Source organism: Agrobacterium vitis (assembly GCF_013337045.2).
In the GTDB taxonomy this organism is placed as follows: Bacteria; Pseudomonadota; Alphaproteobacteria; order Rhizobiales; family Rhizobiaceae; genus Allorhizobium; species Allorhizobium vitis_B.
This window is the reverse complement of the sequence record NZ_CP118259.1, coordinates 3152413-3178605: the sequence shown is the minus strand read 5'-3', so window position 1 is coordinate 3178605 and position 26193 is coordinate 3152413. Positions and strand designations below refer to the sequence as shown.

Genomic DNA, 26193 nt, shown 5'->3' with positions numbered 1-26193 from the left:
TGACGGAGATGAAAACCACCTGCCTCGTGCCACAGTTGCAGTATCGCCAGGGAATGACCACGCAGGCCCACCGGATCGTGCCGGAGGAAGTGCCGGTGGCCTTTTCCTATGGCGGTTCCACCCATGCGGTGATGATGGCGACACCCGCCGATCTCGAGGATTTTGCGCTGGGCTTTTCGCTGGCCGAGGGCATTATTACCCGTCTGGATGAGGTTCTGGCCATCGAACCGGTCGAGGCGGCAAGTGGCATCGATGTGCAGGTGACTTTGGTTGATACAACAGCGGAAGCTCTGACGACCCGTCGCCGTCGCATGGCGGGGCCGGTCGGCTGCGGCCTCTGTGGGATTGAGTCGATCGAACAGGCCAGCCGGGATGTGCCTAAAGTAACCGGGGGATTGACGCTGACACCGGCGGATATCCGTGAGGCTGTCGATGCGCTCAGCCGGGCGCAGGCGCTCAACCGGCAAACCCATGCGGTGCATGGTGCCGGTTTCTTCATTCCCGGCGAAGGCCTGTTGGCGATCCGGGAAGATGTGGGGCGTCACAATGCTCTTGATAAATTGGTCGGTGCTGTCTTGAAGGCCGGACGCCGGGGCGAAGACGGTGTGGTGGTGGTTACCAGTCGGCTGTCGGTCGAGATGGTGCAAAAGGCGGCCATGCTGGGCGCGCCGATCCTGTTGGCGATTTCCGCGCCAACCGCGCTAGCCATCCGCACGGCGCAGGCGGCGGGCATGACCCTGATCGGCATTGCCCGTGGCGATGATTTTGAAGTCTTTACCCATCCTGACCGCATAGTATCCGGGGTTTCCGCCGATGTCGCATGACCATATTGCTGAAAAACTGATCCGCATGGCAAACCAGATCGCCCAGTTCTTCAATACGCAGCCGGAGCATGAGCGGGTGCAGGGCGTGGCGACCCATATCAACAAGTTCTGGGAACCGCGCATGCGCCGTCAGTTCTTCGAGATGATTGATACCGGTCGAGATGGATTTGACCCGCTGGTGATCGAGGCGGCGAAACTGATCAAGCGTCCAGTGGACAATAGTGCCGAGGCCTTTGGCATGGCGGGGCAGGGGACAGTCTGAAGGCCGACCGAACGGGCGACGGCATAGTGTGCGTGGCGCCAAATAATCTAAAGATTTGAACAGGTTGATTAGGGCCATATCTGGCCATTCGACAGACGCGCTATGTGTGGCGGTGGCAGTTGCGCTGCCCGCTACAGATAGTGGTGGGAATGGACAAGCCAACCAGTGTCGTGATGCATTCACTTGGTTCATGCCATCATGCACTGGTTTTTTGTTTGAGCAACGACTTCTCCAAATATGGCTGGGGCCTCCATTTGGATAGAAGCACGAGGAGGGATATTTATGGCAGTTACGAATGCGCCGGGGACAGCGCTGTCATCATCTGCCGGTTTGCTTGATCGGGAACGGATCATTGCAAAACCGGGTTTTAATCGTTGGCTGGTGCCGCCAGCAGCGCTTGCCATTCATCTTTGCATCGGCATGGCCTATGGCTTTAGCGTCTTCTGGCTGCCGCTTAGCAAGGCATTGGGTACCACGGTGCCAGCAACCTGCGCAGGCTTGTCGCTTGTCGGCGCGCTGTTCACCACCGAGTGCAATTGGCGGGTTGCCGACCTCGGCTGGATCTACACATTGTTCTTCGTCCTGCTCGGCTGTTCCGCAGCGCTTTGGGGTGGGTGGCTGGAGCGGGTCGGCCCGCGCCGTGCCGGGTTTGTTTCGGCCTGCTGCTGGTGCGGCGGCATTCTGGTCGCGGCGCTGGGCGTTTTCACCCATCAACTCTGGCTGATGTGGATCGGTGCGGGTGTGATCGGCGGTATCGGGCTTGGCCTCGGCTATATTTCTCCGGTGTCTACGCTGATCAAATGGTTTCCCGACCGGCGGGGCATGGCGACCGGCATGGCAATCATGGGCTTTGGCGGCGGGGCGATGATCGGTGCGCCGCTTGCCAACCTGCTGATGGGTGTGTTCCGTTCCGATGCCGGGCCGGGCGTCTGGCAGACGTTCGTAGTCATGGCTGCCATCTATTTCGTCTTCATGATGGGCGGCGCTTTCGGTTACCGCATTCCCCCGGCTGGCTGGCGTCCAGAAGGTTGGACCCCGCCTGTTGCCAAGAGCAGCATGATTACCCATCGCCACGTGCATCTGCGTGATGCTCACAAGACCCCGCAATTCTGGCTGATCTGGGCTGTGCTCTGCCTGAATGTTTCGGCGGGTATCGGAGTGATCGGCATGGCCTCGCCCATGCTGCAGGAAATTTTCGCCGGCTCGCTGATCGGTCTGCCGGACCTGACATTCTCGCAACTGGATACCGCGCAAAAGGCACAGATTGCCGCCATCGCTGCCGGATTTACCGGATTGTTGTCGCTGTTCAACATTGGCGGACGGTTTTTCTGGGCGTCGATGTCGGACAAGATCGGGCGCAAGAACACCTATTACTGTTTTTTCCTGCTCGGCATCCTGCTGTATGCGCTGGCACCGACCTTGGCGGGTCTGGGCTCCAAGGCGCTGTTCGTTCTGGCTTTCGGCGTCATTCTGTCGATGTATGGCGGCGGCTTTGCCACCATTCCGGCCTATCTCGCCGATATTTTCGGAACGCAATTCGTGGGCGCCATTCATGGCCGGTTGCTGACCGCCTGGGCAACGGCGGGCATTGTCGGTCCTGTCGTGGTCAACTATATCCGCGAAGCCCAGATTGCTGCCGGGGTTTCCCCCGGTCCCGCACTTTACACCGGCACGATGTATATCCTGGCAGGGATGTTGGCGCTTGGTCTGGTCGCCAATGCCCTGATCCGTCCATTGCCGGAGAAATGGTTCATGTCGGATGACGAGGTTGCCGCCCTTCAGGCCAAGACTGCTGCCGCCAGTGCTGGCCCGACCGGCTCCTTCGGCATTGGCAAAGGCGGTTTCGACGCCAAGGCGGCGCTCGCCTGGGCCGTTGTCGGCATTCCCTTGCTCTGGGGCGTCTGGGTCACTCTGCGCAGCACGCTGGTGCTGTTTGGCTGACCAACCTTGCCATGCCGCCCTGCTTAGGCAGGGCGGCATTTCGCATAACAGAACAAAAAGCACCAAAACAAAAAAAAGCGGCCCGATGAGGCCGCTTTCGATACTATTGGTTTTTAAATATCAGGCGGCCAGGTCTTCCAGCTCGCTGCCCTTGAACATTTTGGAAAGGTTCAGGAAGCAGATCATTCCGTTTTCATTGGCGATGATGCCTTCGGAAAATGTCTTGTCGAAAGAAGCCGAAACCTCAGGAACCGGCTGAACCTGGCTGGAAGGAATGGTCAGGATGTCGGATACCCGGTCCACCAGCATGCCGATGACCATATTGTGCACTTCGGCGACGACAATGGCGGAGCGCTCATTGGCAACCGTGCTCTTCATGCCGAGCTTGTAGGCAAGATCGATGATCGGAATGACCGAACCGCGCAGGTTCATCACGCCGATCACATCGGCCGGTGCATGCGGAATGGGCGTGGAAGGTGCCCAGCCGCGGATTTCGCGGATTGTGGTGGTCTTGACGCAGAACTCCTGATCATGCAGGCGAAACGCGATGATTTCGAGGTTTTCACCGCCGAAGCTGGTAGGGGTAATAGGTGTTGCCATGATATCCGTCCCGCCTGTCTTTCGCCCTCCGCTCCCTGTAAACAGGTTACCCGCCGGGGCTGTATTGCGATCATTAGTCTGGTGTTTCGTCCATGCGATGCGTAGCGATTGCCGCTACGCCGCATATTTGTCATGGCTCATCCTAGCGGAAGAGTGTTTCTCAAATCTAAATTGTTCGAGCAGGTTGCGCAGGTTTTCGGTTTGTTGGGCAAGGCCATGGCTGGCCGCCGAGCTCTCTTCCACCATGGCGGCATTTTGCTGGGTATTCTGGTCCATGGTGTTGACGGCCTTGTTGATTTCTCTAAGACCGGTTGCCTGTTCCCGAGACGCTTCGACAATGGCGCCGATATTGCGGTTGACCTCCTGAACTTCCGCCAGGATCGTCGTCAGCGCCTTGCCGGTTTCACCCACCAGCGACACGCCGGTTTCGACCTGGCTGGTCGACGTGGTAATCAGCAGCTTGATTTCCTTGGCGGCCTTGGCAGAGCGTTGTGCCAGTTCGCGTACTTCCTGGGCAACGACGGCAAAGCCTTTGCCTGCCTCGCCCGCGCGGGCGGCTTCAACTCCGGCATTCAGCGCCAGAAGGTTGGTCTGGAAGGCGATATCGTCAATCACGCCAATGATGTTTGAAATCTCATTGGAGGAGTTTTCAATCTGGCCCATGGCGTCAATGGCGTTGCGAACCACCTGGCTGGAGGCTTCAGCCTGGGCCTTGGTGCGCGCAACGAGATTGGCGGCTTCTGCTGCCCGCTTTGCGCTGTCGGTGACCGTCTGGGTTACTTCCTCAAGGGCTGCGGCGGTTTCTTCGACAGAGGCAGCCTGCTGCTCGGTGCGGCGGGAAAGGTCGTCTGAGGCGGATTTGATCTGGTTGGTTCCAGCGGCGATTGCGTTGGCGTTCATGGCCACGGTTCGCATCGCGGTTGTCAGTTTTTCCATGGCATTGTTGAGGTCCATCCGGATCTGGTCGAGGCCGGAAACAAAAGGCCGCTCCAGCGTCACCGTCAGGTCGCCATCCGAAAGAGCCTGCAAAGCGTGCCCGATTTCCTGTACGCACCGCACCCGGTCAGTGACATCAGTGGCGAATTTCACCACTTTGATTACCCTGCCGTCGGCATCAAAGATCGGATTATAGGAGGCTTGAATCCATGTCACCTTGCCGCCTTTGCCGATGCGCTTGAACTCTTCTGCGATGAACTCGCCATTGCTGAGTTTTTCCCAGAACAGCTTGTAGTCGCGGCTCGCGGTATAGGAAGGTTCGCAGAACATCGAATGATGCTTGCCCTGGATCTCGGCCAAGCTATATCCCAGCACTTTCAGGAAGTTTTCGTTGGCAGTAAGAATTTCTCCGGTCTTGGTAAATTCAATGACTGCCTGAGCGCGTGAAATCGCAGCCATTTTGCCGCGGTCTTCCAGGGTCTGCAACTGGGCAGCGGTGACATCAGTTGCGATCTTGACCACCTTGTAAGGCTTGCCTCTGGAATTGCAGACCGGATTATAGGAGCCGTTGATCCAGACTTCCTGACCTGCCTTGTTGATCCGCTTGAAGGTAGCCGTTTCCGATTGTCCGTCTGCAAGCTTTTTCCAGAATGCCTTGTATGGCGCAGAGGACACATAGGAAGGGTCACAAAACAGCGCATGCTTGCGCCCTTTGAGTTCCTCGGGCCGATACCCCATCAAACGACAGAAGACGTCGTTGGTGGTGATAATCGTGCCTTCGAGATCGAACTCGATCACGGCCTGCGATTTTGCAAGCGCCGACAGAATGTTTTCTGCATCTGAACCGAAACCCAGCATCGTTCTTCCTCTGTGTCCTGTAGCACGCGTGTCCTGTTGGGGCATTCCCTGATGACGCCGCGGTGCTTGTATTTCTCGAACCATACCAAGGCTCGAAGATGTGAATCGCATCCTCGCCTTGGGAAGTTGCAGGTTGAATACGAAAATCATTTTCAATGACTGTTCGTATAATTCTTCAGTGTGATCGATTTTTTAGATCCAAGGGCCTATGCATAACGCCGAACCGTATTGGTTCGTGTGACGTCAAGTAAGGAGAGCAATCTCACATGCTTTGTTGTGTGATCGATGGCTTTGTTGTGTGATCGATGGCCTTGCCTTGGCTTAACCCCTATATTCATACAGATATTTTATTAAAAAATAGCTATTCAAGCTTTCCTTTGAATAGCGTCGACACCTCTGGTCTTTTAGGGCCGTTAAGTCCACTGGACGTCTGGAGCTTCTCAAGCTGAATTTTACCGAGAGTTCGCTGTACAATTTCTTAAGTCCTCGCCGTATTTAACGAGAAAGCGATCCAGAGTGTAAAAAATATTTAGTCGAGATTTATGCCTGCGATAAAGCGCTGGCGATCCATGGACTTGTTTGTCCGTAATTCCCTGAACTACCTCGACTTGAGAAATTCTAAAGTAAATTCAGGGTGTTGTGCATCGCGCGCTTATAAGGCTACGATGCCATGCAGCGAGTAGACCGCGCCTTGAACCTGTCGGAGACGTTTTGAGTCTGACGGTATCTAGTATTCCCTCTCATAGAACACACCGCCGCCGCTCGATCCACTGGCGCCTGCTTCACCTTTCAGCTTGAAGCCACGACCGACATCCAGGTTGATCACGGCCTTGCTGCCGGTGCTGCCCTGCTGGAATTCGAGATAGGTTTTGTCGTTCAGATATTTTCCGGCACTGAACTGGGTATTGCCTTTGGAATCGGTGCTGATGTCGAGATCGTCGACGCCAACAGCGCTGCGAAGGCTGTTGAACAGCGATGTCGAATTGCCACCACCCAACTGACCGACGGCATCCGCCAATTGAGCAATTTGCAATGGCGACAGTTTCGCCATCGACTGGCCGAAAATAAGCTGGGCCAGCACCTCGTCCTGCGGCAGGGCAGGGGCGGAGGAAAAGCTGATATCCGGGTCGGTCGCCACGCCGGACACCTTGGCTGTCAGCGTCGTGCTGCCTGATGTGCTGGTAGCCTCAAAGTCGACGACCGGGATAAGGCCACCGCTAAAGGTAATTTTGCCTGAGCTGAAATCCAGCCTCTTGGTCAGAATGACCATCCGACCCCGCTGCATGGTGAAGCCGCCCGAGACTTGCGGTGCTGCGATACTGCCCTTGATGGTGACTGTGCCGTTCAGTTCGGCGTCGATCCCGCGTCCGCGCACGAAGATTTGCGAGGGAGCCGCGATTTGCAGGTCGAGCAGAACCGGCGAGTTGCTGCCGTCCCCCGTTTTCTCCGGATTGAGAATTGCCGTCTGGCGGCGCACGTCGGCGGGGGCGTTCTTGTGCTTGATGTCGAGTTGGGCAATCGATCCCGGCAGCCGGGAGGGAATGGTGATCGATGTCTTGTCGAGCGTCAGCTTGCCGGACAGGGTCGGTCCATCCATCAAGGGGCCTTTCAACCCCATGGTGCCGTTGACGGTCGCGGTGACCAGCGTACCATCGATATAGATGGCGTTGTCGAGCTTGATTGTAAGGTCGCTGGGCAATCCCTGAGCTTTCAGGTCGATCGTGCCGGTCGCCGACACCCTGCCTCCGGCGGAAATCCTGCCGGTTGCGGAGTTGATCCGGGCCTGATCGCCGGTCAAGGCAATGTCCACGGCCAATTGCTCAAGAGCGATATTGTGCTTCACATCAATCAGCCGGGCCTTGGCCGTGCTGATGGTGCCGGATAAAGCCGGGGATGACAGGGTGCCGCCAATGCGGATATCGCCATTGGCATTGCCTTCCGCCGTCAATCCTTGCTTGGTCAACAGGCCCTGCAAGGCGCTGAGCGGCAGATTGGCCTTGAATGCCATATTGATGGGCTTGTCACCTTCAAGGGACAACGAGCCGCCGCCCGTGACATTCAGGCCGCCGCCACCGGTCACGCGGCTATCCAATGACAGGCGGTTTTCGGCAAAGGTGCCGGAGGCTGCAATCGCCAGAGGCGGCAGGCCAGCGGCCTGCATCTGCGTGACGCTGGCATCATCGAGGCGCAGGTCATAAGCGATCTTCGGGGCAGATGTGGTGCCGGTGGCGGTGATCTTACCGGAAAGTGTGCCGCTAGCGCCCAGATTGGCAGACACTGTATTGGCAAGCGAGGCGGGGAGCGCGATGATCTGCGCTGTCATATCCAGAACCGCGCCTGCCTTGCCAGCGACCGCGATTGTGCCGCTGCCGGCCTTGATGGTCAGCGTGTCGATTGTCGCCGTGCCATTTTCCACGGTGATATCAGTGGGCCGGGCCAGCGTCACTGGGATACCGCGTGGGCTGACGGCAAAATCCTGCAGGGCAATGCCGATGCTATTGCCATCCTGCTGCACCAGCGCTTTTCCGGTCAAAGGTGCATTGTCGTATCGTCCCGAAAGGTCGATATCGGTGCGGGTTCCTCTCCGGTCGAACTGAAGCGCCAACTGTTCCACAAGAGCAGAGCCGGTGGAGATCCGGTCCGCCTTCACCATGCCCTGCAAGGCCAGCGATTGGAGGTCGTTGGTGGTGACATCGACCGATGGCTGGGCGATTGTTGTAGTGCCCTGGCGAATGGCGGTGCCATTGGCCTTGATCCGGGCGGCAATCTTGCCATTGGCCTCATCCAGTCTGATGGAGCCTTTCAGATCGCCCGATGCGGTCTGTCCGCCAAGGGCGGCCAGCAGGCCCAGATCGGGAAAGTCAAAATCGACAGAACCGCTTGGAAGACGTGCACGGGAAAAGTTCAAGGCGCCCTTCAAGCTGTTGTCACCCACCGTCAAACTCAGATCCGGCAGGGAGATGATGCCGTCTTTGGAAGTGAGGTTGAGGTTGGAGCGCACCGGCTTGCCATCCAGCGCGCCTTGCGCAGTCAGCGTCGCAGAAGGCGCGCCGCGTGTCAGGTCGGCTTTCGCCGCCATGGAAAAACCAGTGAGGGCGCGGCCAGCAAGCTTTGCTGCGTCGATGGTGATCGTGCCATTGGTCTGCAAGGCACTGACAGGACCATTGGCCTGGAGGTCGAACGCCGCCTTGCCCGATGCATTGGCCTGCAAGATGCTGAGATCAGTGACTGTTCCCGAGAGAGTGGCGGCGAGCTGCTGTCTGGCAAAAGACAGTTTGCCCGAAGCATTCAGCAGTCGTGTTTCCAGCGCAAAACCGGGAATGACAATTCCATCACCTGCGGAATAGCGTGCCTCGCCGGAAAGCTTCACCATATTGGTTTGCTCCGTGCCACCAGGCGTTCCCACCAGCTTTTCCGTCACGGCCTGTGGCAGTGCTTCAGGCCGGGCAAACAGTGAATACTCCGCCTCCACGGCCTTGCTGGCGAGGGTATAGGTGGCCGTCACGCTGCCGCCAAGCGCGGGGCTTTCGATGGTGAGCGGTTGGGCGGTAATCTGCTGAGGGCTGATCGCAATCGGGGCCTTGAGGGTCAGCGGTGCCTTTATGGCACGCGCCTGCGTCGCGTCCGTCAGCTGCGCCTGCTGCACGGTCAAGGTGGTGTCGATGCTGCCGGAACGGGTGGACAGATTGAAAGCCGGGGCGCTTGCCGTTAGGGCAATGCCGCCAAACGTGCCTTGCGGCAGTGTCAGGCTCTCCACCGACGCGGTCGTTTCAAGCTTTGCCGCTTCGGCAGCCCCGGTCAGGCTGAATGTCAGGCCGGAGACGTGTGCGGCGAGGGTGCTGTCGTCCAGCGGCCAACGGATTGCGGCGGGGCCATTCTTGCCGGTCAGTGTGGCATGAAGGGAATTTTCGCCTTTCGGCGTATAGGTGCCGCTGGCGGCAAGCGACAGGCTGCCGGTCTCGACGCTGCCTTTTTCCACGCTCAAGGCACCGTCATCGGAAAGGCGCGCGGCAATATCGATCATCGTCTTGCCGGCAAACAGGTCGCGGAGATTGACGGGCAACAGGCTATCGAAGGCACCGGCACCATTGATAGCCACGTGCCGACCGTCCGCGGCCAGTTTATGGGTGGTGGTTATATCCAATCGCGGTGTACCGTCGAGCGTTGCCGTCAGCGAGCCTTTCCAATCGTTGATTGGCCCGCCGCCCTTGACCGTGACGGCAAGCGCCGGATCATCCGGCAATTGCAGCAGGTTGGCGAGGATTCCGCCCTTCGGCTCCTGCAGGGTGGCATTAACATCCAGCCGGTTCTGCTGCGGCGCGTAGGCGAGCTGGGCCGACAGGTTTGCCTGCGGCAGATCTGCACGGCTCACTGTCAGCTGCGAGGTGATAGCTTGCTGGTTCGCTTCACTGCCTCGTTCAGCCTCGACATTGCCGTCCAAAGCCAGTTTGGCCGCAGTGCCGATCAGCGGTTGTTCCAGCCGGATTTCCGGCACGGACACCCGCTCGATACGGATATCCACCGGCAGGCTGAAGCCATTGCTGCTGGAGGTTTCTGCCGTCGTCTCCACGGTCGGCAAGGGCTTGCGGGCCAGGGTCACGGAGGCGGCCTTGATCTGCGAGGCCTCGAAACGGCGTGACATCAGCGCCAGCGGCGACCAGTCGATGGAGAGATCCTGAATGCGGCCATAAGCACCGTTCGCGTCGGAAACGGTGATTGTGTCCACCCGCAAATGACCGTCCAGCAGGCCGCTGATCCCGTCCACGGCGATGATCCGATTTGGCTTCGACACCAGTGAGGCGACGAAATCGCCGATGAAGCGGCTGCCGAACTGCGTCGTGCCGATCAGCGTCAGCGCCACGATCAGCATCGCGGCCAGCACCAGCAAACCATAGGCGAGGATGCGGCCAAGGCCTGAGAATAGGGTTTTAAGTGCGCTCACTGTCTACTACGACCTTCTTCTGTCCCGAAAGGCTGCTTCTTCGTCAGAAACTTTGTCCAATACCGACATATATGCCGTATTTGTCGCCGTCGGGATAGGGATTGAGCGGTACGGCCACATCCAGTCGGATCGGGCCGAACGGCGTCGCATAGCGCAGACCGATGCCCGCGCCTGCCTTGATATCGGAGAAATCGGGCACATGCCCACTGGACACGGTGCCGACATCAAAGAACGGCACCAGGCCGATCGTCTCGGTAATACCGATCCGTGTTTCCAGTGAGGCGGTCATGTAGGAAAGCCCGCCGGTGGCGTCATCCGCGCTGTTTCTGGGCGAAATGCTCTGATAGCCATAGCCGCGCACCGAGCCGCCGCCGCCAGCGAAGAACCGTCTTGTTGCCGGAATATCGGCAAGACTGCCGGTGCCGAACAGGGTGCCCACCGCCAGTTTGCCCGCCAGTACCACCCGGTCTTCCGCGCCAAGTCCGTGATAGCCGGAAATCGACCCTTCGAAATTGGAAAATACAGTGCTGCCGAGGAATTCATAGCTTGGCGCGGCACTGAGCGTGGCGCGGTAGCCTGTGGTCGGGTTCATCTTGTTGTCGCGGGTATCGCGCACATAATCGAGAGGCACGGAAAAGGTCAGATAATCGTTTCGGCCAAAGGCATCATCGATCCGGGCATATTCCAGCGCGGTTGCTGCCGAGACCGTGTCATAATCATTCAATTCGTAGGCATAGCCCAGCTTGCCGGTGATGGTGTCGGCATCGTAGGAATCGGTGCTGAGTGTCGCGGCCTTGATCGAGGCCTCCAGCGTCCCAGAGGGCAGCAGAAAACCGGGCTTGGTGAATGTGATGCCAGCGGAATAATCGAAATCCGTCGCATCGGTTTTCTCGCCAATACCACTGACGGTGCCTTCGATTCTGAGGGATTCGGCCTGGCCAAACAGGTTGCGGTGGCCCCAATAGCCTTGCAAACCGGCACCGTCGATGGTGTCATAGGTTGCTCCGGCCCCGAAATAGCGGAATTTGCCTTCCGAGACGGTGATATTGAGCGGAATGGCGCCCTGCGAGTTGAGTTTATCGGCTTGGGTGACGGTCACGCTGGAGAAGACGTTAAGCTTGCGCAAGCGGTCGGATGCCTTGCGCAGATCTTCCGGCGAATAGGGCTGACCGGCATTCAGCCTCGAATATTTCTGCACGAAACCGGGATCGACGGCCTTGGTGCCGGAGACTGCAACCGGACCCAGCGGCGCGACCGGCCCTGCGGAGACACCGATGGTCACATCCACCCGGTTGCTTTGATGGTCCGCGACCACCTGCCGCTCGGAAATGCGGGCGAGAGGGCGGCTTTGCGCTTTCAGATCGTCGGCCATCTTGTTGGCGGCCTTGATAATCGCCAGGGAGCCGGCGGGTTTGCCCGCCACAAGATCATAGGCGGTTGGGTCAAGCTTTGCGGCATCGCCGGTCAGCGTCACCTTGCCGAGCGTAAAGACCGGGCCGGGTTCGACCTCTATTTTGACCGGCACGGGTTTCGTGCGAGGAAATTCAGGATTGGGGGGCAGACTGTCCAGGGGCGTGCCATTGACCGTTATGGTAATGACGCCGCCATAATAGGAGTGTTCGTAAAGTGTCGCCAGCAGCCGTTCCCGGTCCTCGCGGGCCTTGATGACCACGCCAAGATCGCCGGAGACCGGCTTGTCCTTCTCCTGGATCAGCTGCGAGCTTTGCTCCAGCGCATCTTTCAGGTCGCCGGAAGCATCTTTCGCATCGCGATTGACGGAAGCTTCTTTCGACTGGAGATCGACAGAATAACGCACGGGATCGATGACATCCGTGTTGCCTTCATCGCGGCCCCACAGGGTTATCCCGAAAATCTTGAAGGCATAGGCGTCAACGGGAAACGACAAGGCTGCCGCACCCACGACGACACATGCCAGAGCGGTGCCTGACTTCCGAAACGCTTTACTGACATTCGGCAATGTCACCCTACTCGGTTTAAACAGTGTCTGAAGTCCTCAATCTGGCTGGAGCAAAACCATCCCGCACCCCTTGCTCCGAAATCGCTATTCCCATCCGCGATTATAGCCGGAAAAGTTCATCGGTGAACTTTTCCGGTATTCTTATTGCCACCGCCGGATCTGACCGAGAACGGCTGGGTCCGGCGGTGGCTGGATATCAGTAGCCGCGTGGGCAATTGTCGACGTAGCGACGGCCGTAGCGGTCACGATAGTAGCACTGGCCCGGCTGCTCGTTGACGCGTCCGATGATGGCGCCCGCTACGCCACCCACGGCAGCACCAACCGCGGCACCGCGAACATTGCCAGTAGCGACGCCGCCGATGATGGCGCCCGACGCTGCGCCAATGCCGGCGCCCTTTTCGGTTTCCGTGCAACCGGCGACTGCCAGGCCTGCCAGAATGAGTATAATTGCCTTTTTCATGTCCATCTCCGTATTGGATTTATCCGGATACCAAGGTCTCGCCGATCGTTCTTTTCCTGGCCAGATTTGGGCCTTCCGGCGCGTCCGCCCCTGCGCTGATATTTTGTTATGCAGCATTATTTGTCGTCTTTTGACGCATTTCCTGCCGATTGTTGTCCATTGCTGGTCAATTGCTGGAATCCCAACATTGCCAAAACATATAGCGAGAGCGCCGAATGTCCACCGGAAACGCACTGTTTTTTAAGGTGTCTCTCAAAGAGATTGTCAGCATGGACGATTTTTTTCGCGATAGGCGACTTATGGCAATGATCACTGAAGATAGTCGCTCATATTCCGGTTGTGAGTGCCGCTAATTTGCAATTGCCGACACAGCTGAGGACGATGGGTGGTAACCCATATTAAAGTTATTTTGTTTTAGTTTATTCTATAATAAATGTCTGCTGTGTTCGGGTTCACTCTCGCCGTCTGCGTCTTCAAGCTTGACACAGATCAAGTCTGTTTGGATCCGCATCGGCTAGTGAATGAACATGCGGCCCGCGGCGATGGGAGAGATCGATCGTCGGGCAGCGATAGTGGCAGTGGTTATCGAACCCCGCATCAGCGCCGGTGCCTTTTGTCGCAGTTTAGAATCACTTTAAGGGGTTGACCGCTGCCCCGAACGATCTCAAAAGAGATCCAGGAAGATTGGAGCAGGCGCAATGGATTTTGAAGCGTTTTTCAAGAGCGAACTGGATGGCCTGCACGAAGAAGGCCGTTACCGGGTTTTTGCCGATCTTGAGCGTCAGCGCGGCAATTTTCCACGTGCCACCCGCTACACGGAAAACGGTCAGCATGACGTGACCGTCTGGTGTTCGAACGACTATCTGGGCATGGGCCAGAACGAACAGGTCGTCGAGGCGATGAAAAACGCCATCGATCACTGTGGCGCGGGTGCTGGAGGCACCCGCAATATTTCCGGCACCAATCACTATCATGTTCTGCTGGAGCAGGAACTGGCCGACTTGCATGGCAAGGAACAGGCGCTGATTTTCACGTCAGGCTATATTTCCAACTGGGCGACGCTCGGTACGCTCGGGCAGAAAATCCCCGGCCTGATCATCTTTTCCGATGCGCTGAACCATGCCTCGATGATTGAGGGCATCCGCTATGCGAAATGCGAACGGGTGATCTGGAAGCATAACGACGTCAAGGATCTGGAAGCCAAGCTGAAGGCCGCCGATCCCAAGGCGCCGAAGCTGATCGCCTTTGAGAGCGTCTATTCGATGGATGGCGATATCGCGCCGATCAGGGAAATCTGCGATCTGGCTGATCGCTACGGCGCCATGACCTATCTGGACGAAGTGCATGCGGTCGGCATGTACGGGCCGCGCGGCGGCGGCGTTGCCGAGCGTGAAGGCATCATGGACCGTCTGACGATCATCGAAGGCACGCTTGGCAAGGCATTTGGGGTGATGGGCGGCTACATCACCGCCTCGACCGCCTTGTGCGATTTCGTCCGTTCGTTTGCGTCAGGTTTTATCTTCACCACGGCTTTGCCACCGTCGCTGGCTGCCGGTGCAGTTGCGTCGATCCGGCATTTGAAGTCCAGCCAGATCGAGCGTTTCGCCCATCAGGAACGGGTGCGCCGGCTGCGGTCGCTTCTGGATGCGCGCGGCATTCCTCATATGCCCAATCCCAGCCATATCGTGCCGGTCCTGGTTGGCGATGCCGCCAAATGCAAATGGATCTCCGATATCCTGCTCGACAATTTCAATATCTATGTGCAGCCGATCAATTACCCGACGGTGCCGAAGAAAACCGAGCGCCTGCGCATCACCCCGACGCCCTTGCACAGCGATGCCGATGTTGATCATCTGGTCGGAGCTCTGCATCAGCTCTGGTCGAGATGTGCGCTGGCGCGGGCTGTCGCCTGATTTTTCCATTTCACTCTTGCGCAGGTTGTGCGGGTCATGGTCACATGGCCCGCATTTTGTTTTAGGGGAGGGATGGGATGTCGATTGTCGAGCGGGTCAACCGCGTGCTGGAAGAGGCTGTATCAAGCGAGGCTCTGGTTGGGGCGGTGGTCATGGTGTTCAAGCACGGACAGCCCCTGCTGCGACGGGCCATCGGCTATGCGGATCGGGAAGCGCGTATTCCAGTGCGGCTCGATACGATTTTTCGCTTCGCATCAGTCACAAAACCATTTGTCGCGGCCACGGCGCTCACTCTGATCGACAAGGGATTGCTGGGTCTTGACGATCTGGTGGCAGATCATCTTCCGTGGTTCCGGCCCAAGACGCCAGCCGGCACATTTGCCGCCATCACGGTGCGTCATCTGCTCACTCACACATCGGGTCTGACCTATGATCCGGCGCTGCAAAGGCTGCCGCGTGAGCGGGCGATCAATCTCGGTCTCCTCGATACGGATCTGACGGTTGAGGAGAATTTCAGCCGCCATAATGCCATTCCGCTGGCTTTTGTCCCTGGCGAGCGTTGGGGCTATTCTATCGCCACGGATCTGCTGGGCGCAGTTGTTGCCAAGGTGCATGGCGAAAACAGCCTCTCGGAACAGACAGAGACCACGGAAGCCACAAGCGCTCCTCCGCTCCCCGGAAGCGTTCCGTTCGAACGATTTTTCGGCTCCATCGAGAACAGATGCGTTCTGGAGGCTTCGGTGGTCGAGCATGTCTGCGCGCCGTTGCGGCTGGCGGATGCGCGGTTCCATGTCACGGATATGTCCCGATTGGCCGTACCCTACCGGGACGGCGAGACGCGGGCCGAGCGCATGGAAGACCAATGGCGGTCAACCGCTCTGTCGGGCGAAGGACCGGCTTTTTCCCCCTCGCGGATTTTCAATCCACGTGCCTTCCAGTCCGGTGGCGGGGGGATGGCCGGTACGGCGCTGGATGTGCTGACGCTGCTTGAAACCATTCGTACAGGCGGTGGGGGACTGATGTCACCCGAGCTTGCGCAGATGTGTCTCTCCAACCAGATCGACGATCTCCCCATGGGGCTTGCCGGCAAGCGCTTCAGTTTTCTTGGCGCTGTCATCACCGATTCCGCAGCAGCGGCCACCGCCCTGCCACCGGGCGCGGTGCAATGGGGTGGTGTCTATGGCAATACCTGGTTTATCGTTCCCGAGGCCGGTTTGACCGTGGTCAGCCTGAGCAATACGGCATTGGAAGGCTGTGACGGTGCGTATGTCGAGCGCTTGCGTGCTGCGGTATGCGCGGATGGATAATTCCTGAAGCCGAAATCGGCTCAAGAGAAAAATGATGCAGCAAATTTAAAGTGTTACGGCATTCATGATTGCAGCGTACGGCATTTTTTCAGGATGACTTCCTGAGCGCGGCGTCGTGCCTGCGCATCGGCGGCAAAGACATCGGCAATCAAGGTCGCCGGTGCCAAGCCCGATAGATGGTCCATGACATCCTCGACCACATCGGCCATGGCGAGAAAACCGATTTTTTCCTCGACAAAAGCCTCAAAGGCACATTCCTCGGCGGCGTTCAGCACGGCGCCCTGCAAGCCGCCGCGCTCAAGCGCCGTACGGGCGAGACGGATGGCCGGAAAGCGGTCCAGGTCCGGCGCTTCGAAATCCAGCCGCGCCAGCTTGGTAAAATCCAACCGGTCCACATCCAGCGCCGCGCGTTTCGGATAGCTCAGCGCATAACCGATGGCGGTGCGCATATCCGGCACGCCAAGTTGGGCCAATACGGAGCCATCACTGTAGCCCACCATCGAATGAACGATCGACTGCGGATGGACGATAACCTCGATCTGGTCGGGTGTCAGATCGAACAGGTGCTTTGCTTCGATCATCTCCAGCGCCTTGTTGAACATCGAGGCGCTGCCAATCGACACCTTCAGTCCCATGGACCAATTTGGATGGGCGCGGGCGGTTTGAACACTCACATCGGCCATCTGCTGGCGGGTGAAGGTGCGAAATGGCCCGCCCGAGGCGGTCAACACGATGCGCTCCAGTGTGTCGCGGTGATTTTCGTCCAGGCATTGGAAAATCGCCGAATGCTCACTATCGACGGGGATAATCTTGCCGCCGCCCTTGCGTACCGTCTCGATGAACAATTCGCCTGCCGAAACAAGGCATTCCTTATTGGCCAGCGCGATATCGGCGCCGCGTGCGGCGGCGGTCAAGGTCGGCTGCAAACCGGCGGTGCCAACAATGGCGGCCATCACCCAGTCGGCCTCAAGGCATGCTGCTTCCTGTAACCCGCTGCTGCCGGCTGCAACGTCGATACCGCTGCCCGACAACAGGTCTTTCAAGGCAATATATTGATTTTCGTCGGAGGTAACCGCCAGCTTTGCGCCTGTCAGCAATGCCTGCTCCGCCAGAAGCGCGACATTGCCATGCCCTGTCAGGGCCATGATATCGAAGCGATCGCGCCCGCCCATTTGTCTGATCACATCAAGTGTGTTGGTTCCGATAGAGCCGGTCGACCCCAGAATGGTGAGGCGGCGGGGCTGGGACGTGGCGGTATTCATAGATATATCCGGCAATTGCACCTGTTCCCCATGCGTCTACAGGGGAATGGGCAGGGCGGCAAGCTTCAAGCCGATGGCGTGCGTTGGTGGACCGTGAAAGGCCCCTTGAGGGCTGCGGACGATTTGATACGGCACAGCCAGCCCCTGCCTATCCTTAGAAGGATATGGACCAGATATCTGGGCAATTTTTCGGTTGGAGACGATAAATCCAGCAGTTTTACTAGGTTGGACTGCTCTTCATGCGTGGGTTAAACGCATGGTATGTCAGAATGTCGGCTTTGTCGCGACCGCCAACTTGCCTCGCTCATTCAGCGATACAACCACTATCGTGCTTGCTGCAATCAGCGCAGCCCCTATTACTAGAACAATCATTGCCCACCTTTTCGACCTTCATGCCGCTTGGTGCCACATTAGCACAACTTAACCTTGCTCCAAGCTTGATTTCACGTTTAGGCCTTCACAAATAGATTCAAATTTTAAGAATTTGGCAGTAAAGTTGAGCATTGAATAAACATTAACCTCCAATCAACGAATTAACCATAAAGATTGTAGGACACGGAGGAATGGGCGCGTTGCGCGTCCCACCCGGCATGATGCCAGTCCCACCGTACCGGTTCCGATCCGGTATCTCCAGTACAGAGCGGTTCTCAAGGTTATGCGGCGTATAGCGTATCCATGCGGACGATTTAACAGGTGATGGCGGTCAGTTCCTGGTTCGACAGGGCCGACCCCGCGGGGATTGGCAATTGGTTCAGCACGCTGAGGCAGAACGGACAGGTGGATCGCAGGCTGGCAGCTTGCGGGACCGGCTGAATTTTGCCGGACTGGACCAGGATGCTTGCAGTCTTTTGCGCCGCCACCGGGTCGGGCTGGAGCCTGAGGTGGAAACGGGTCTGCGCGCGTTTTTTCGCAAGCTGCAGACGGCACCCGATGCGGCCCGTCAGTTTACCGGCGAGAGGCAGATCGACCGCCTCCATGATCTCTATGTTTCCCACTGGGAAGTAATGACCGACGCGCGTTTCGATGCGCTCTATGCCGAACGTGTCAAGGTGCTGGCTGATAGCCAGAGCCGGATGGGGCTCGACCCCCGTTGGCAGATTGCCGGCCATGCCGTTGTTCTGGAGGGCCTGGTCAGTTCCGTCTTCGCCGATCTTGCCAATCGCGGCTTCATGCCGTCCTCGCGCAAGCGAGCCGCCGAATTGCAGGCGCTGGTCAGTGCGCTCATTCGTCTGGTCATGGTGGATGTGGAAATTGCCGTTTCCCTGCGCTTCAACGAATTGCGCCTCAAGCATCATCGCGACATGGCCGACCTGCGGCGCAAGGAGCGCGCCAGCGTCACGGATCTGTTTCAGGGCGCATTCACGGCGCTGTCGCAGGGCGATCTGTCCAGCCGGTTGAACACGGATGTCCCGGAGGAATACCAGGATCTCGTGTCGAGTTTCAATGGCGCGATGGAGAGCATTTGCGCTACGATTTCCCTGATGGATGCCAGCCGCCGTACGGCGGAAGAGGTCAGCGCTGCCCTTGGTGAGCGAGGGTCCGCGCTGGGTCTGCGGGCAGATGAGGCAGCCGCGGGCCTTGATGCGGCAAGCGTCAGCCTGCGGCAGGTGACCGAAACGGTCAGCCATAACGCGGCGCAGTCGAAACTCACCGAGCAGGCTGTCGAGATGACCGTCAAGGCGGTCGAAGCGAGCGGCGAGGTGGTTGGCAAGGCCATCGCCGCCATGGCGGATATCGAAACCTCTGCCGAGCAGATCGGTCATATTATCGGCTCCATCGATGAAATTGCCTTTCAGACCAATCTTCTGGCCTTGAACGCCGGGATCGAGGCGGCCCGCGCCGGGGATTCCGGTCGGGGCTTTGCCGTCGTTGCACAGGAAGTACGGGCTTTGGCCCAGCGTTCTGCCGACAGTGCGCGGGAAATCAAGGCCCTGGTTGCGGCCACCAAACATCAGGTCGAAGCCGGGGTGGAGATGGTCAATCGCACCCAGGATGCGATTTCCAGCATCGTCACGCAGGTCGTCGATATCAATCGATCGGTCTCGGTGATGGCGGGCGAAACGGCCAAACAGGCCGCAGCCCTGGATAGCGTCGCTTGCGTGCTGGAAGCCCAGGGCGAAACATCGCGTGCAAGCGCGCAGTTGTCACGCCAGGCGGCGGATGACAGTGCCGACCTGCATACGGTGATCGTCGAGCTTGGCAAGACCGTGCGGCAATTCACCATTGAGCGCACCCAATATCATGGCAGCCAGACCAACCCGTCGAACGGTTACCCGGTACCATCAGCGCAAGCGGCAGAGCTGCCGATGGTGGCTTTTTCCGAGGACTTCGGGGGGCACGATTTTTTAGTGCCGATTCGGGCAGGAGGCCTTTCGATGTGAGCGGTTTATTTACCTACCTCTTATACAACGGAGGAAGGTTCGGGATGAAACGGCTTTTCGTGCCGGAGAAGCGCTTAGGTTTTGAACTCTCATAACCCTTATGGGGCGGTCGATAGAAACGGTAGGGAAACAGTCTATGGCGAGCAAGAAAGGCGCATCGGCGCAGCTTAAGCTGGCATCGGTGCTCGACTTGAATGAAGCGTCTCAGCTCAAGGACAAGCTTCTGTCCATGCGGGGAGGAGCAATTGAAATCGACGCATCCGGTGTCGAGCGGATGGGAGCACTTTGCGCCCAGGTGCTCGTCTCGGGCGCGAAAACCTGGGAAGAAGACCAGAAAACCTTCTCGATAAAGAAGGCGTCAGACGCTTTCACCAAAACCATACAGCTCTTGGGCTTGAACAACGATCAACTGATCGCGGAGATCCGGCAATGAAGAAAAAAGTATTAACCGTGGATGACTCTAGAACCATCCGCAACATGCTTCTCGTGACCCTCAATAATGCGGGTTTCGAGACCATCCAGGCCGAAGACGGCGTCGAAGGTCTTGAAGTGCTTGAAGAGTGCAATCCCGACGTGATCGTTACCGATATCAACATGCCGCGTCTTGACGGTTTTGGTTTTATCGAGGGCGTACGCCGCAATGAAAAATACCGCGCCGTTCCGATCCTCGTTCTGACGACCGAAAGCGATGCTGAGAAGAAGAACCGTGCGCGCCAGGCCGGCGCTACCGGCTGGATCGTCAAGCCATTCGATCCGACGAAACTGATCGATGCGATTGAACGTGTAACCGCCTAACGGGGTCTGACTTCGATGGATATGAACGAAATCAAAGAGATCTTTTTCCAGGAATGCGAGGAACAGCTCGCGGAACTGGAATCCGGTCTTCTGAAAATGAACGATGGGGATCGTGACCCGGAGACGGTGAATGCTGTTTTCCGAGCTGTTCATTCCATCAAAGGAGGCGCAGGCGCGTTCGGTCTCGACGATCTCGTTGCCTTCGCTCACGTTTTTGAGACCACCCTTGATTGCGTTCGATCCAATAAGCTGGAACCGGGCATTGAAGTCATGAAGGTCATGCTCAAGTCGGCCGACGTGCTCGCCGACCTGACCAATGCTTCTCGTGACGGTGGCAGCGTCGATCCTTCGCGTTCAAGCGGCCTTGTCAAGGAACTGGAAGCGCTTGCCAAGGGTGAAATGCCTTCGTCATCCGCCACAGCACCGGCACCTGCGCCAAAGGCGGCTGCCAAGCCTGCGCCTGCGCCAGCAGCAACGGATGATAGCGGTTTTGCACCCGTTCCATTCTCCTTTGACGATTTTGCCGACGAAGAGCCGCCCATTGTGTCTCCTCCGCTTGAAGTGACCTTCAAGCCGCGCCGGGATCTCTATGCCAAGGGCAATGACGCCACGCTCTTGCTGCGCGATCTGTCGCGTATCGGCGAAGTCAGCCTGAACTGTAATGTAAGCGCCGTTCCGACGCTGGAATCCATGGATCCCGAGGAGGCTTACTTCTCCTGGAAAATCCTGGTGAAGAGCGAAAAAGGCGAAGAAGGCGTTCGGACTGTTTTCGAGTTTGCCGAATGGGATTGCGAACTGGAAATCAAGGAGCAGGAAGCGACTGCTGCTGAAGGAAGCGATGAGCTGCCGATGGTACCGGTGCCGTTCGATCTGTCCGCGCTGGACGACGACAGCGGCGCTGAAGAGGCTGACGATAGCTCGGCCGACTTGATTGCCGAGGCCGTGGAAGCCGCCGATACCGCAACCAAAGTGGTCAGTGCCGTCAGGGAGAAGAGAGAATCTCCAGCCGCTGCTGCCGCCGCTGCCGCTGCCGCCGCGCAAAACCAGTCCGCAGCTTCTGCTGCCGGGCAAACGATCCGCGTCGATCTCGATCGCGTCGACCGCCTGATCAATCTGGTGGGTGAGCTTGTCATCAACCAGGCCATGCTGTCACAGAGCGTCATCGAAAATGACACCAACGGCACGTCGTCGATCAATATGGGCCTCGAAGAGCTGCAACAGCTCACCCGCGAGATCCAGGATTCGGTCATGGCGATCCGTGCTCAGCCGGTCAAGCCGGTGTTCCAGCGCATGTCGCGTATCGTCCGCGAAGTTGCTGATATGGTTGGAAAATCGATCCGCCTGGTCACCGAAGGTGAAAACACCGAAGTGGACAAGACGGTCATCGACAAGCTGGCCGAGCCGCTGACACACATGATCCGCAATGCCGTTGACCATGGTATCGAAACACCCGAAAAGCGTACTGCCGCCGGCAAGAACCCGGAAGGCACGGTCAAGCTGACGGCAAAGCACCGGTCTGGCCGTATCGTGATCGAACTGGTCGATGATGGTGCCGGTATCAACCGCGAACGGGTCCGCCAGAAGGCAATCGATAACGATATCATCGCTGCCGACGCCAATCTGTCCGATGAGGAAATCGACAATCTGATTTTCATGCCGGGCTTTTCCACGGCGGACAAGATTTCCGACATTTCCGGCCGTGGCGTTGGCATGGACGTGGTCAAGCGGTCCATCCAGGCATTGGGCGGGCGCATCTCCATCAGCTCGCGCCCCGGTCAGGGCTCGACTTTCACCATGAGCTTGCCGCTGACACTGGCGGTTCTGGATGGCATGGTCGTTACCGTTGCTGGCCAGACGCTTGTCGTTCCCTTGACGGCCATCGTTGAAACCTTGCAGCCGGAAGCCCAGAATATCCATTCCTTCGGGGCCAACCAGCGGCTGATTTCGATCCGCAACAGCTTCTGCCCATTGGTGGATGTCGGTCGGATCCTGAACTTCCGCTCGGCCCAGGCCAACCCGATCGATGGTGTTGCTCTGTTGGTTGAATCGGAAGGTGGCGGTCAGCGCGCCTTGATGGTCGATGCCATCCAGGGTCAGCGTCAGGTGGTCATCAAGAGCCTCGAGGCCAACTATACTCATGTGCCCGGTATCGCCGCGGCAACTATTCTGGGCGATGGCCGCGTGGCTCTGATCCTGGATGTGGATGCTGTCGTTGCTGCTTCGCGCGGTCAGTCTCTCAAGCAGGAAATGTCGTTAGCCGTCGCAGGATAGTCCAATGTCGAATGCGGTCGAAAATCTGGTTCAGGGGAATCGCGAGTTGATCGCGTTCCGTGTCGGTAATCAGGAGTTTTGTGTCAACATCATGCAGGTGCGGGAAATCCGTGGATGGACCCCCGCAACGCCGTTACCACAGTCTCCTCATTACGTGATGGGCGTGATCAACCTGCGTGGTGCTGTCCTGCCGATCGTCGATCTGGCGATCCGGCTCGGGCTGAAGCGAACAGAGCCGACCGTTCGGCATGTGATTATCGTGGTCCAGATCAGGACCAAGGTCGTCGGCCTGCTGGTGGATGCCGTGTCGGACGTACTGAGCGTAACAGATGATGCGATCCAACCGACGCCTGAGGTCTCGTCTGATCTCGAGCGCCAATATGCAAGGGGCATCCTCGCCATTGACAAACGGATGATCTGTTTGATTGAGCTGGCGGGCCTTTTCTCTGAAACTGAAAGCGAAGCGGCATGACATCGACCTTTTCTGCGCATAGCCGGCAATCGGACGACGAGATCATGGCCAGTGGCGAATACCCGTTGACCCGCCGCGATCTCAACGAAATTGCTGCGATGATCTATGCCGATGCCGGGATTGCGCTGAACGATTCCAAGGCTTCCCTTGTCTATTCAAGACTGTCGAAGCATATTCGCAATCTTGGATTGCGTGGATTTCGTGAATATTGCGCGCTTGTCTCTTCCCAGGAGGGGGCCGGGGCGCGACGCGAAATGTTGTCGCATCTGACAACGAATTTCACCCGGTTCTTTCGTGAGAACCATCACTTTGATCATTTGCGCACCGAGGTTCTGCCGGGGTTGATCAACCGCGCCAAGGCCGGCGGTCGCGTGCGGATCTGGTCTGCCGCCTGTTCTGATGGGCAGGAGCCCTATTCCATCGCCTTGACGGTCCTGTCCTTGATGCCGAATGCCGCCGACTACGATTTCAGGATCTTGGCAACGGATATCGATCCGAAGATCCTGGCGCTGGCTCGTGCCGGAGCCTATGACGAAACAGCGCTGGAAACCGTGAGCCCGGCCATGCGCAAGCAATGGTTCCGCGATGTCGATGTCGGTGGACGCCGAAAATTCCAGGTGGATGACCGGGTCAAGAAGCTGATCACCTTCAACGAGTTGAATTTGATGGCGCAATGGCCGATCAAAGGACCGTTCGACGTGATCTTCTGCCGCAATGTGGTGATCTATTTCGATGAGCCCACCCAGGTGAAGATCTGGTCGCGATTTGCCGGGCTGCTGCCGGAGGGCGGCCATCTTTATATCGGCCACTCCGAGCGGGTGTCGGGCGATCCGAAGAACCTGTTCGATAATATCGGTATCACCACCTACAAATATACCGGCAAGACCGGAGGGCGCAAAGTATGATAGCCGCCGCTCGCGTTCTCGTCGTCGATGACAGCCCGACCATGCGGGGACTGATCACCGCCGTTCTCAATTCCGATCCGGAAGTCAGCGTCATTGGCCAGGCCAAGGATGCCATGGAGGCCCGCGCCGCCATCAAGCAACTGAACCCGGATGTGGTGACGCTCGATATTGAAATGCCGAACATGAATGGTTTGGAATTTCTCGAAAAGATCATGCGGCTGCGGCCGATGCCTGTCATCATGGTCTCGACCATGACCCATCGTGGAGCTGAAGCGACGCTGGCTGCCTTGGAAATTGGCGCATTCGACTGCGTTGGCAAGCCGATGCCGGGCGAGGCTCGTCCGTTCGGCGATCTTGCCGAGAAGGTCAAGGCGGCTGCCCGTTCGCAGCGTCGGCAGATCATGCATGCGGCGCCGGTTGCCACGCCTGCTGCCGATTTCCGGGTGGGCCGCAAGATCGTGGCGATCGGTTCTTCGACAGGGGGTGTCGAAGCGCTGATTGCCGTGCTGCAGAAATTTCCGCCCAATTGTCCGCCGACGGTCATTACCCAACACATGCCGCCGACGTTTACCAAGAGTTTTGCGGAGCGGTTGAACCGGCTCTGCGCTCCCGTTGTGGAGGAAGCAACCGACGGTGCCAGATTGCAGATCGGCAAGATCTATCTGGCGCCTGGTGGAGAACGGCATCTGCAAGTGGTGAACGCATCCGCTCCCAGTTGCCGTTTGCTGGACACGCCCCCGGTCAATGGACACCGGCCATCGGTCGATGTTCTCTTTGATTCGGTGGCGGAATTGGCTGGACGCAATGCCGTTGGCGTCATACTGACAGGTATGGGGCGCGATGGAGCGTCTGGATTGCTCAAAATGCGAAGTGCAGGCGCACGGACCATTGGGCAGAACGAAAAGACCTGTGTGGTCTATGGTATGCCTCGCGTTGCCCATGAACTGGGTGCCGTCGAGCATCAATTGCCGCTTGGCTCAATCGGCGAAGAAATTCTCAAACTCACGGCCGCACGGAAAGAAGGTTATGAATAATGTCAATAGCTGAAAAAATTAAGGTCCTGATAGTGGACGACCAGGTGACCAGCCGATTACTTTTGAGCGATGCGCTGACTCAGCTGGGTTTCAAGCAGATCACGGCTGCCGGCGACGGTGAGCAGGGGATGAAGATCATGGCTCAACAGCCTCATCATCTGGTGATCTCCGACTTCAACATGCCGAAGATGGATGGTCTCGGCCTTCTGCAGGCGGTTCGAAGCAATCCGGCCACCAAGAAGGCGGCCTTCATCATTCTGACTGCCCAAGGCGACAGGGCATTGGTGCAGAAGGCGGCCCAACTGGGTGCCAATAACGTACTCGCCAAGCCGTTTACCATCGAAAAGATGAAGGCGGCCATTGAAGCTGTTTTCGGAGCGTTAAAATGAGTGACGAAGCTGCGGCTCGCAGGGTCCATATTATTCAAGGTGAATACAAGGTTGTCAGCGACCCGAATGTGGTGCTTTCAACCATCCTGGGTTCCTGCGTGGCTGCATGCATACGTGATCCCATTGCCGGTGTCGGCGGTATGAACCATTTCCTCCTGCCGGGCTCTGCCAATCCCGGCATGGGAGGCGGGGATGCCACGCGCTATGGCGTCCATCTGATGGAATTGCTGATCAACGGCCTCTTGAAGAAGGGGGCTCGGCGCGATCGTCTGGAAGCCAAGATTTTCGGGGGCGCGAAGACGATTGCGACGTTCTCGAATGTCGGCGAACAGAATGCCGCCTTCGCTGCGCAGTTTCTGAAAGATGAAGGCATTAAGGTGGTTGGCTCTTCGACGGGCGGCGAACATGGCCGCAAGCTGGAATTCTGGCCGATCAGCGGTCGTGCCCGCCAGTATCCTCTGACAGGAGCGGAGACGCAAAAGACCGTGGCCATGGAACAGCGGCCGGTCAAAGTGCAAAAGCCAGTGGAAAGCTCGATCGAGTTTTTCTAACGGTTCCGTTCTTTCACAGGTAATCCATACTGATCAAAGTTGCGTAACGATTTTGAAGGACAATCTAGGGTATGTGATGCGGCTGACGATACGATGTATTCGAGCAAGGCTG

At 57.9% G+C, this 26193-nt stretch carries 20 protein-coding genes; 14 read left to right on the top strand and 6 right to left on the bottom strand.

The genetic code is table 11. From position 1 onward, the window contains the following. Positions 1-8 precede the first annotated feature (8 nt). From fdhD to G6L01_RS15070, 3 genes are all read left to right on the top strand, one after another. Entirely contained in the window at positions 9-824 is an 816-nt protein-coding gene (gene fdhD, locus G6L01_RS15080) for a formate dehydrogenase accessory sulfurtransferase FdhD (protein ID WP_420359869.1), read from the top strand. Continuing rightward, positions 814-1086, top strand: coding sequence for a formate dehydrogenase subunit delta (locus G6L01_RS15075; RefSeq protein ID WP_070164331.1), 273 nt, complete (start codon positions 814-816; stop codon positions 1084-1086). Before fdhD ends, G6L01_RS15075 begins: the two co-directional genes overlap by 11 nt. Positions 1087-1368: 282 nt before the next feature. Further along, on the top strand, positions 1369-3027 hold the full coding sequence (locus G6L01_RS15070) for an OFA family MFS transporter (RefSeq protein ID WP_070164332.1): 1659 nt from the start codon (positions 1369-1371) through the stop codon (positions 3025-3027). Between the two features lie 120 nt (positions 3028-3147). On the opposite strand, the gene G6L01_RS15065 is transcribed toward G6L01_RS15070, so the two are convergent. From G6L01_RS15065 to G6L01_RS15045, 5 genes are all read right to left on the bottom strand, one after another. Beyond that, positions 3148-3627: a chemotaxis protein CheW gene (locus G6L01_RS15065; RefSeq protein WP_060718654.1), complete on the bottom strand. Its 480-nt coding sequence runs from the start codon at positions 3625-3627 to the stop codon at positions 3148-3150. Between the two features lie 114 nt (positions 3628-3741). After that, the gene (locus G6L01_RS15060; RefSeq protein WP_234624546.1) at positions 3742-5421 is read right to left on the bottom strand and encodes a methyl-accepting chemotaxis protein; all 1680 of its coding nucleotides are present in this window, start codon (positions 5419-5421) and stop codon (positions 3742-3744) included. A gap of 727 nt (positions 5422-6148) precedes the next feature. Continuing rightward, positions 6149-10363 carry a translocation/assembly module TamB domain-containing protein gene (locus G6L01_RS15055; protein ID WP_070164333.1) on the bottom strand — a complete coding sequence of 1405 codons (4215 nt, stop codon included), beginning with the start codon at positions 10361-10363 and terminating at the stop codon, positions 6149-6151. Positions 10364-10406: 43 nt separating this feature from the next. Next, positions 10407-12347 carry an autotransporter assembly complex protein TamA gene (locus G6L01_RS15050; protein ID WP_081344012.1) on the bottom strand — a complete coding sequence of 647 codons (1941 nt, stop codon included), beginning with the start codon at positions 12345-12347 and terminating at the stop codon, positions 10407-10409. 190 nt (positions 12348-12537) lie between these two features. Then, positions 12538-12801 (bottom strand): glycine zipper domain-containing protein, encoded by a 264-nt coding sequence (locus G6L01_RS15045; protein WP_015917366.1) that lies wholly within the window; start codon positions 12799-12801, stop codon positions 12538-12540. A 698-nt stretch (positions 12802-13499) separates the two neighbouring features. Between G6L01_RS15045 and hemA the strand changes: the two genes are divergently transcribed. Further along, the gene (gene hemA, locus G6L01_RS15040; protein ID WP_070164335.1) at positions 13500-14714 is read left to right on the top strand and encodes a 5-aminolevulinate synthase; all 1215 of its coding nucleotides are present in this window, start codon (positions 13500-13502) and stop codon (positions 14712-14714) included. Between the two features lie 77 nt (positions 14715-14791). Next, complete coding sequence (locus tag G6L01_RS15035; protein ID WP_070164336.1) at positions 14792-16021, top strand: serine hydrolase domain-containing protein; 1230 nt, start codon at positions 14792-14794, stop codon at positions 16019-16021. A gap of 62 nt (positions 16022-16083) precedes the next feature. Here the strand turns inward: G6L01_RS15035 and dxr are convergent, their stop codons facing one another. Next, entirely contained in the window at positions 16084-17283 is a 1200-nt protein-coding gene (gene dxr, locus G6L01_RS15030) for a 1-deoxy-D-xylulose-5-phosphate reductoisomerase (protein ID WP_070164337.1), read from the bottom strand. 746 nt (positions 17284-18029) lie between these two features. Here dxr and G6L01_RS15025 point away from each other — a divergent pair. The 9 genes from G6L01_RS15025 (at position 18030) to cheD (ending at position 26081) form a co-directional block, all read left to right on the top strand. Next, entirely contained in the window at positions 18030-19664 is a 1635-nt protein-coding gene (locus tag G6L01_RS15025) for a globin-coupled sensor protein (RefSeq protein WP_234891962.1), read from the top strand. 136 nt (positions 19665-19800) lie between these two features. Beyond that, positions 19801-20097 (top strand): STAS domain-containing protein, encoded by a 297-nt coding sequence (locus G6L01_RS15020; protein ID WP_041698243.1) that lies wholly within the window; start codon positions 19801-19803, stop codon positions 20095-20097. Next, on the top strand, positions 20094-20459 hold the full coding sequence (gene cheY1, locus G6L01_RS15015; RefSeq protein ID WP_006726298.1) for a chemotaxis response regulator CheY1: 366 nt from the start codon (positions 20094-20096) through the stop codon (positions 20457-20459). The genes G6L01_RS15020 and cheY1 overlap by 4 nt, the downstream gene beginning before the upstream one ends. A 15-nt stretch (positions 20460-20474) precedes the next feature. Further along, on the top strand, positions 20475-22730 hold the full coding sequence (locus G6L01_RS15010; RefSeq protein WP_070164339.1) for a chemotaxis protein CheA: 2256 nt from the start codon (positions 20475-20477) through the stop codon (positions 22728-22730). Between the two features lie 4 nt (positions 22731-22734). Next, positions 22735-23202 (top strand): chemotaxis protein CheW, encoded by a 468-nt coding sequence (locus G6L01_RS15005; protein WP_070164340.1) that lies wholly within the window; start codon positions 22735-22737, stop codon positions 23200-23202. Continuing rightward, the gene (gene cheR / locus G6L01_RS15000; protein WP_060718645.1) at positions 23199-24107 is read left to right on the top strand and encodes a protein-glutamate O-methyltransferase CheR; all 909 of its coding nucleotides are present in this window, start codon (positions 23199-23201) and stop codon (positions 24105-24107) included. Before G6L01_RS15005 ends, cheR begins: the two co-directional genes overlap by 4 nt. Continuing rightward, complete coding sequence (cheB, locus tag G6L01_RS14995) at positions 24104-25141, top strand: protein-glutamate O-methylesterase CheB (protein WP_060718644.1); 1038 nt, start codon at positions 24104-24106, stop codon at positions 25139-25141. The genes cheR and cheB overlap by 4 nt, the downstream gene beginning before the upstream one ends. Beyond that, positions 25141-25530 carry a response regulator gene (locus tag G6L01_RS14990; protein ID WP_027486928.1) on the top strand — a complete coding sequence of 130 codons (390 nt, stop codon included), beginning with the start codon at positions 25141-25143 and terminating at the stop codon, positions 25528-25530. The genes cheB and G6L01_RS14990 overlap by 1 nt, the downstream gene beginning before the upstream one ends. Continuing rightward, the gene (gene cheD / locus G6L01_RS14985) at positions 25527-26081 is read left to right on the top strand and encodes a chemoreceptor glutamine deamidase CheD (RefSeq protein WP_015917355.1); all 555 of its coding nucleotides are present in this window, start codon (positions 25527-25529) and stop codon (positions 26079-26081) included. Before G6L01_RS14990 ends, cheD begins: the two co-directional genes overlap by 4 nt. Positions 26082-26193 lie beyond the last annotated feature (112 nt).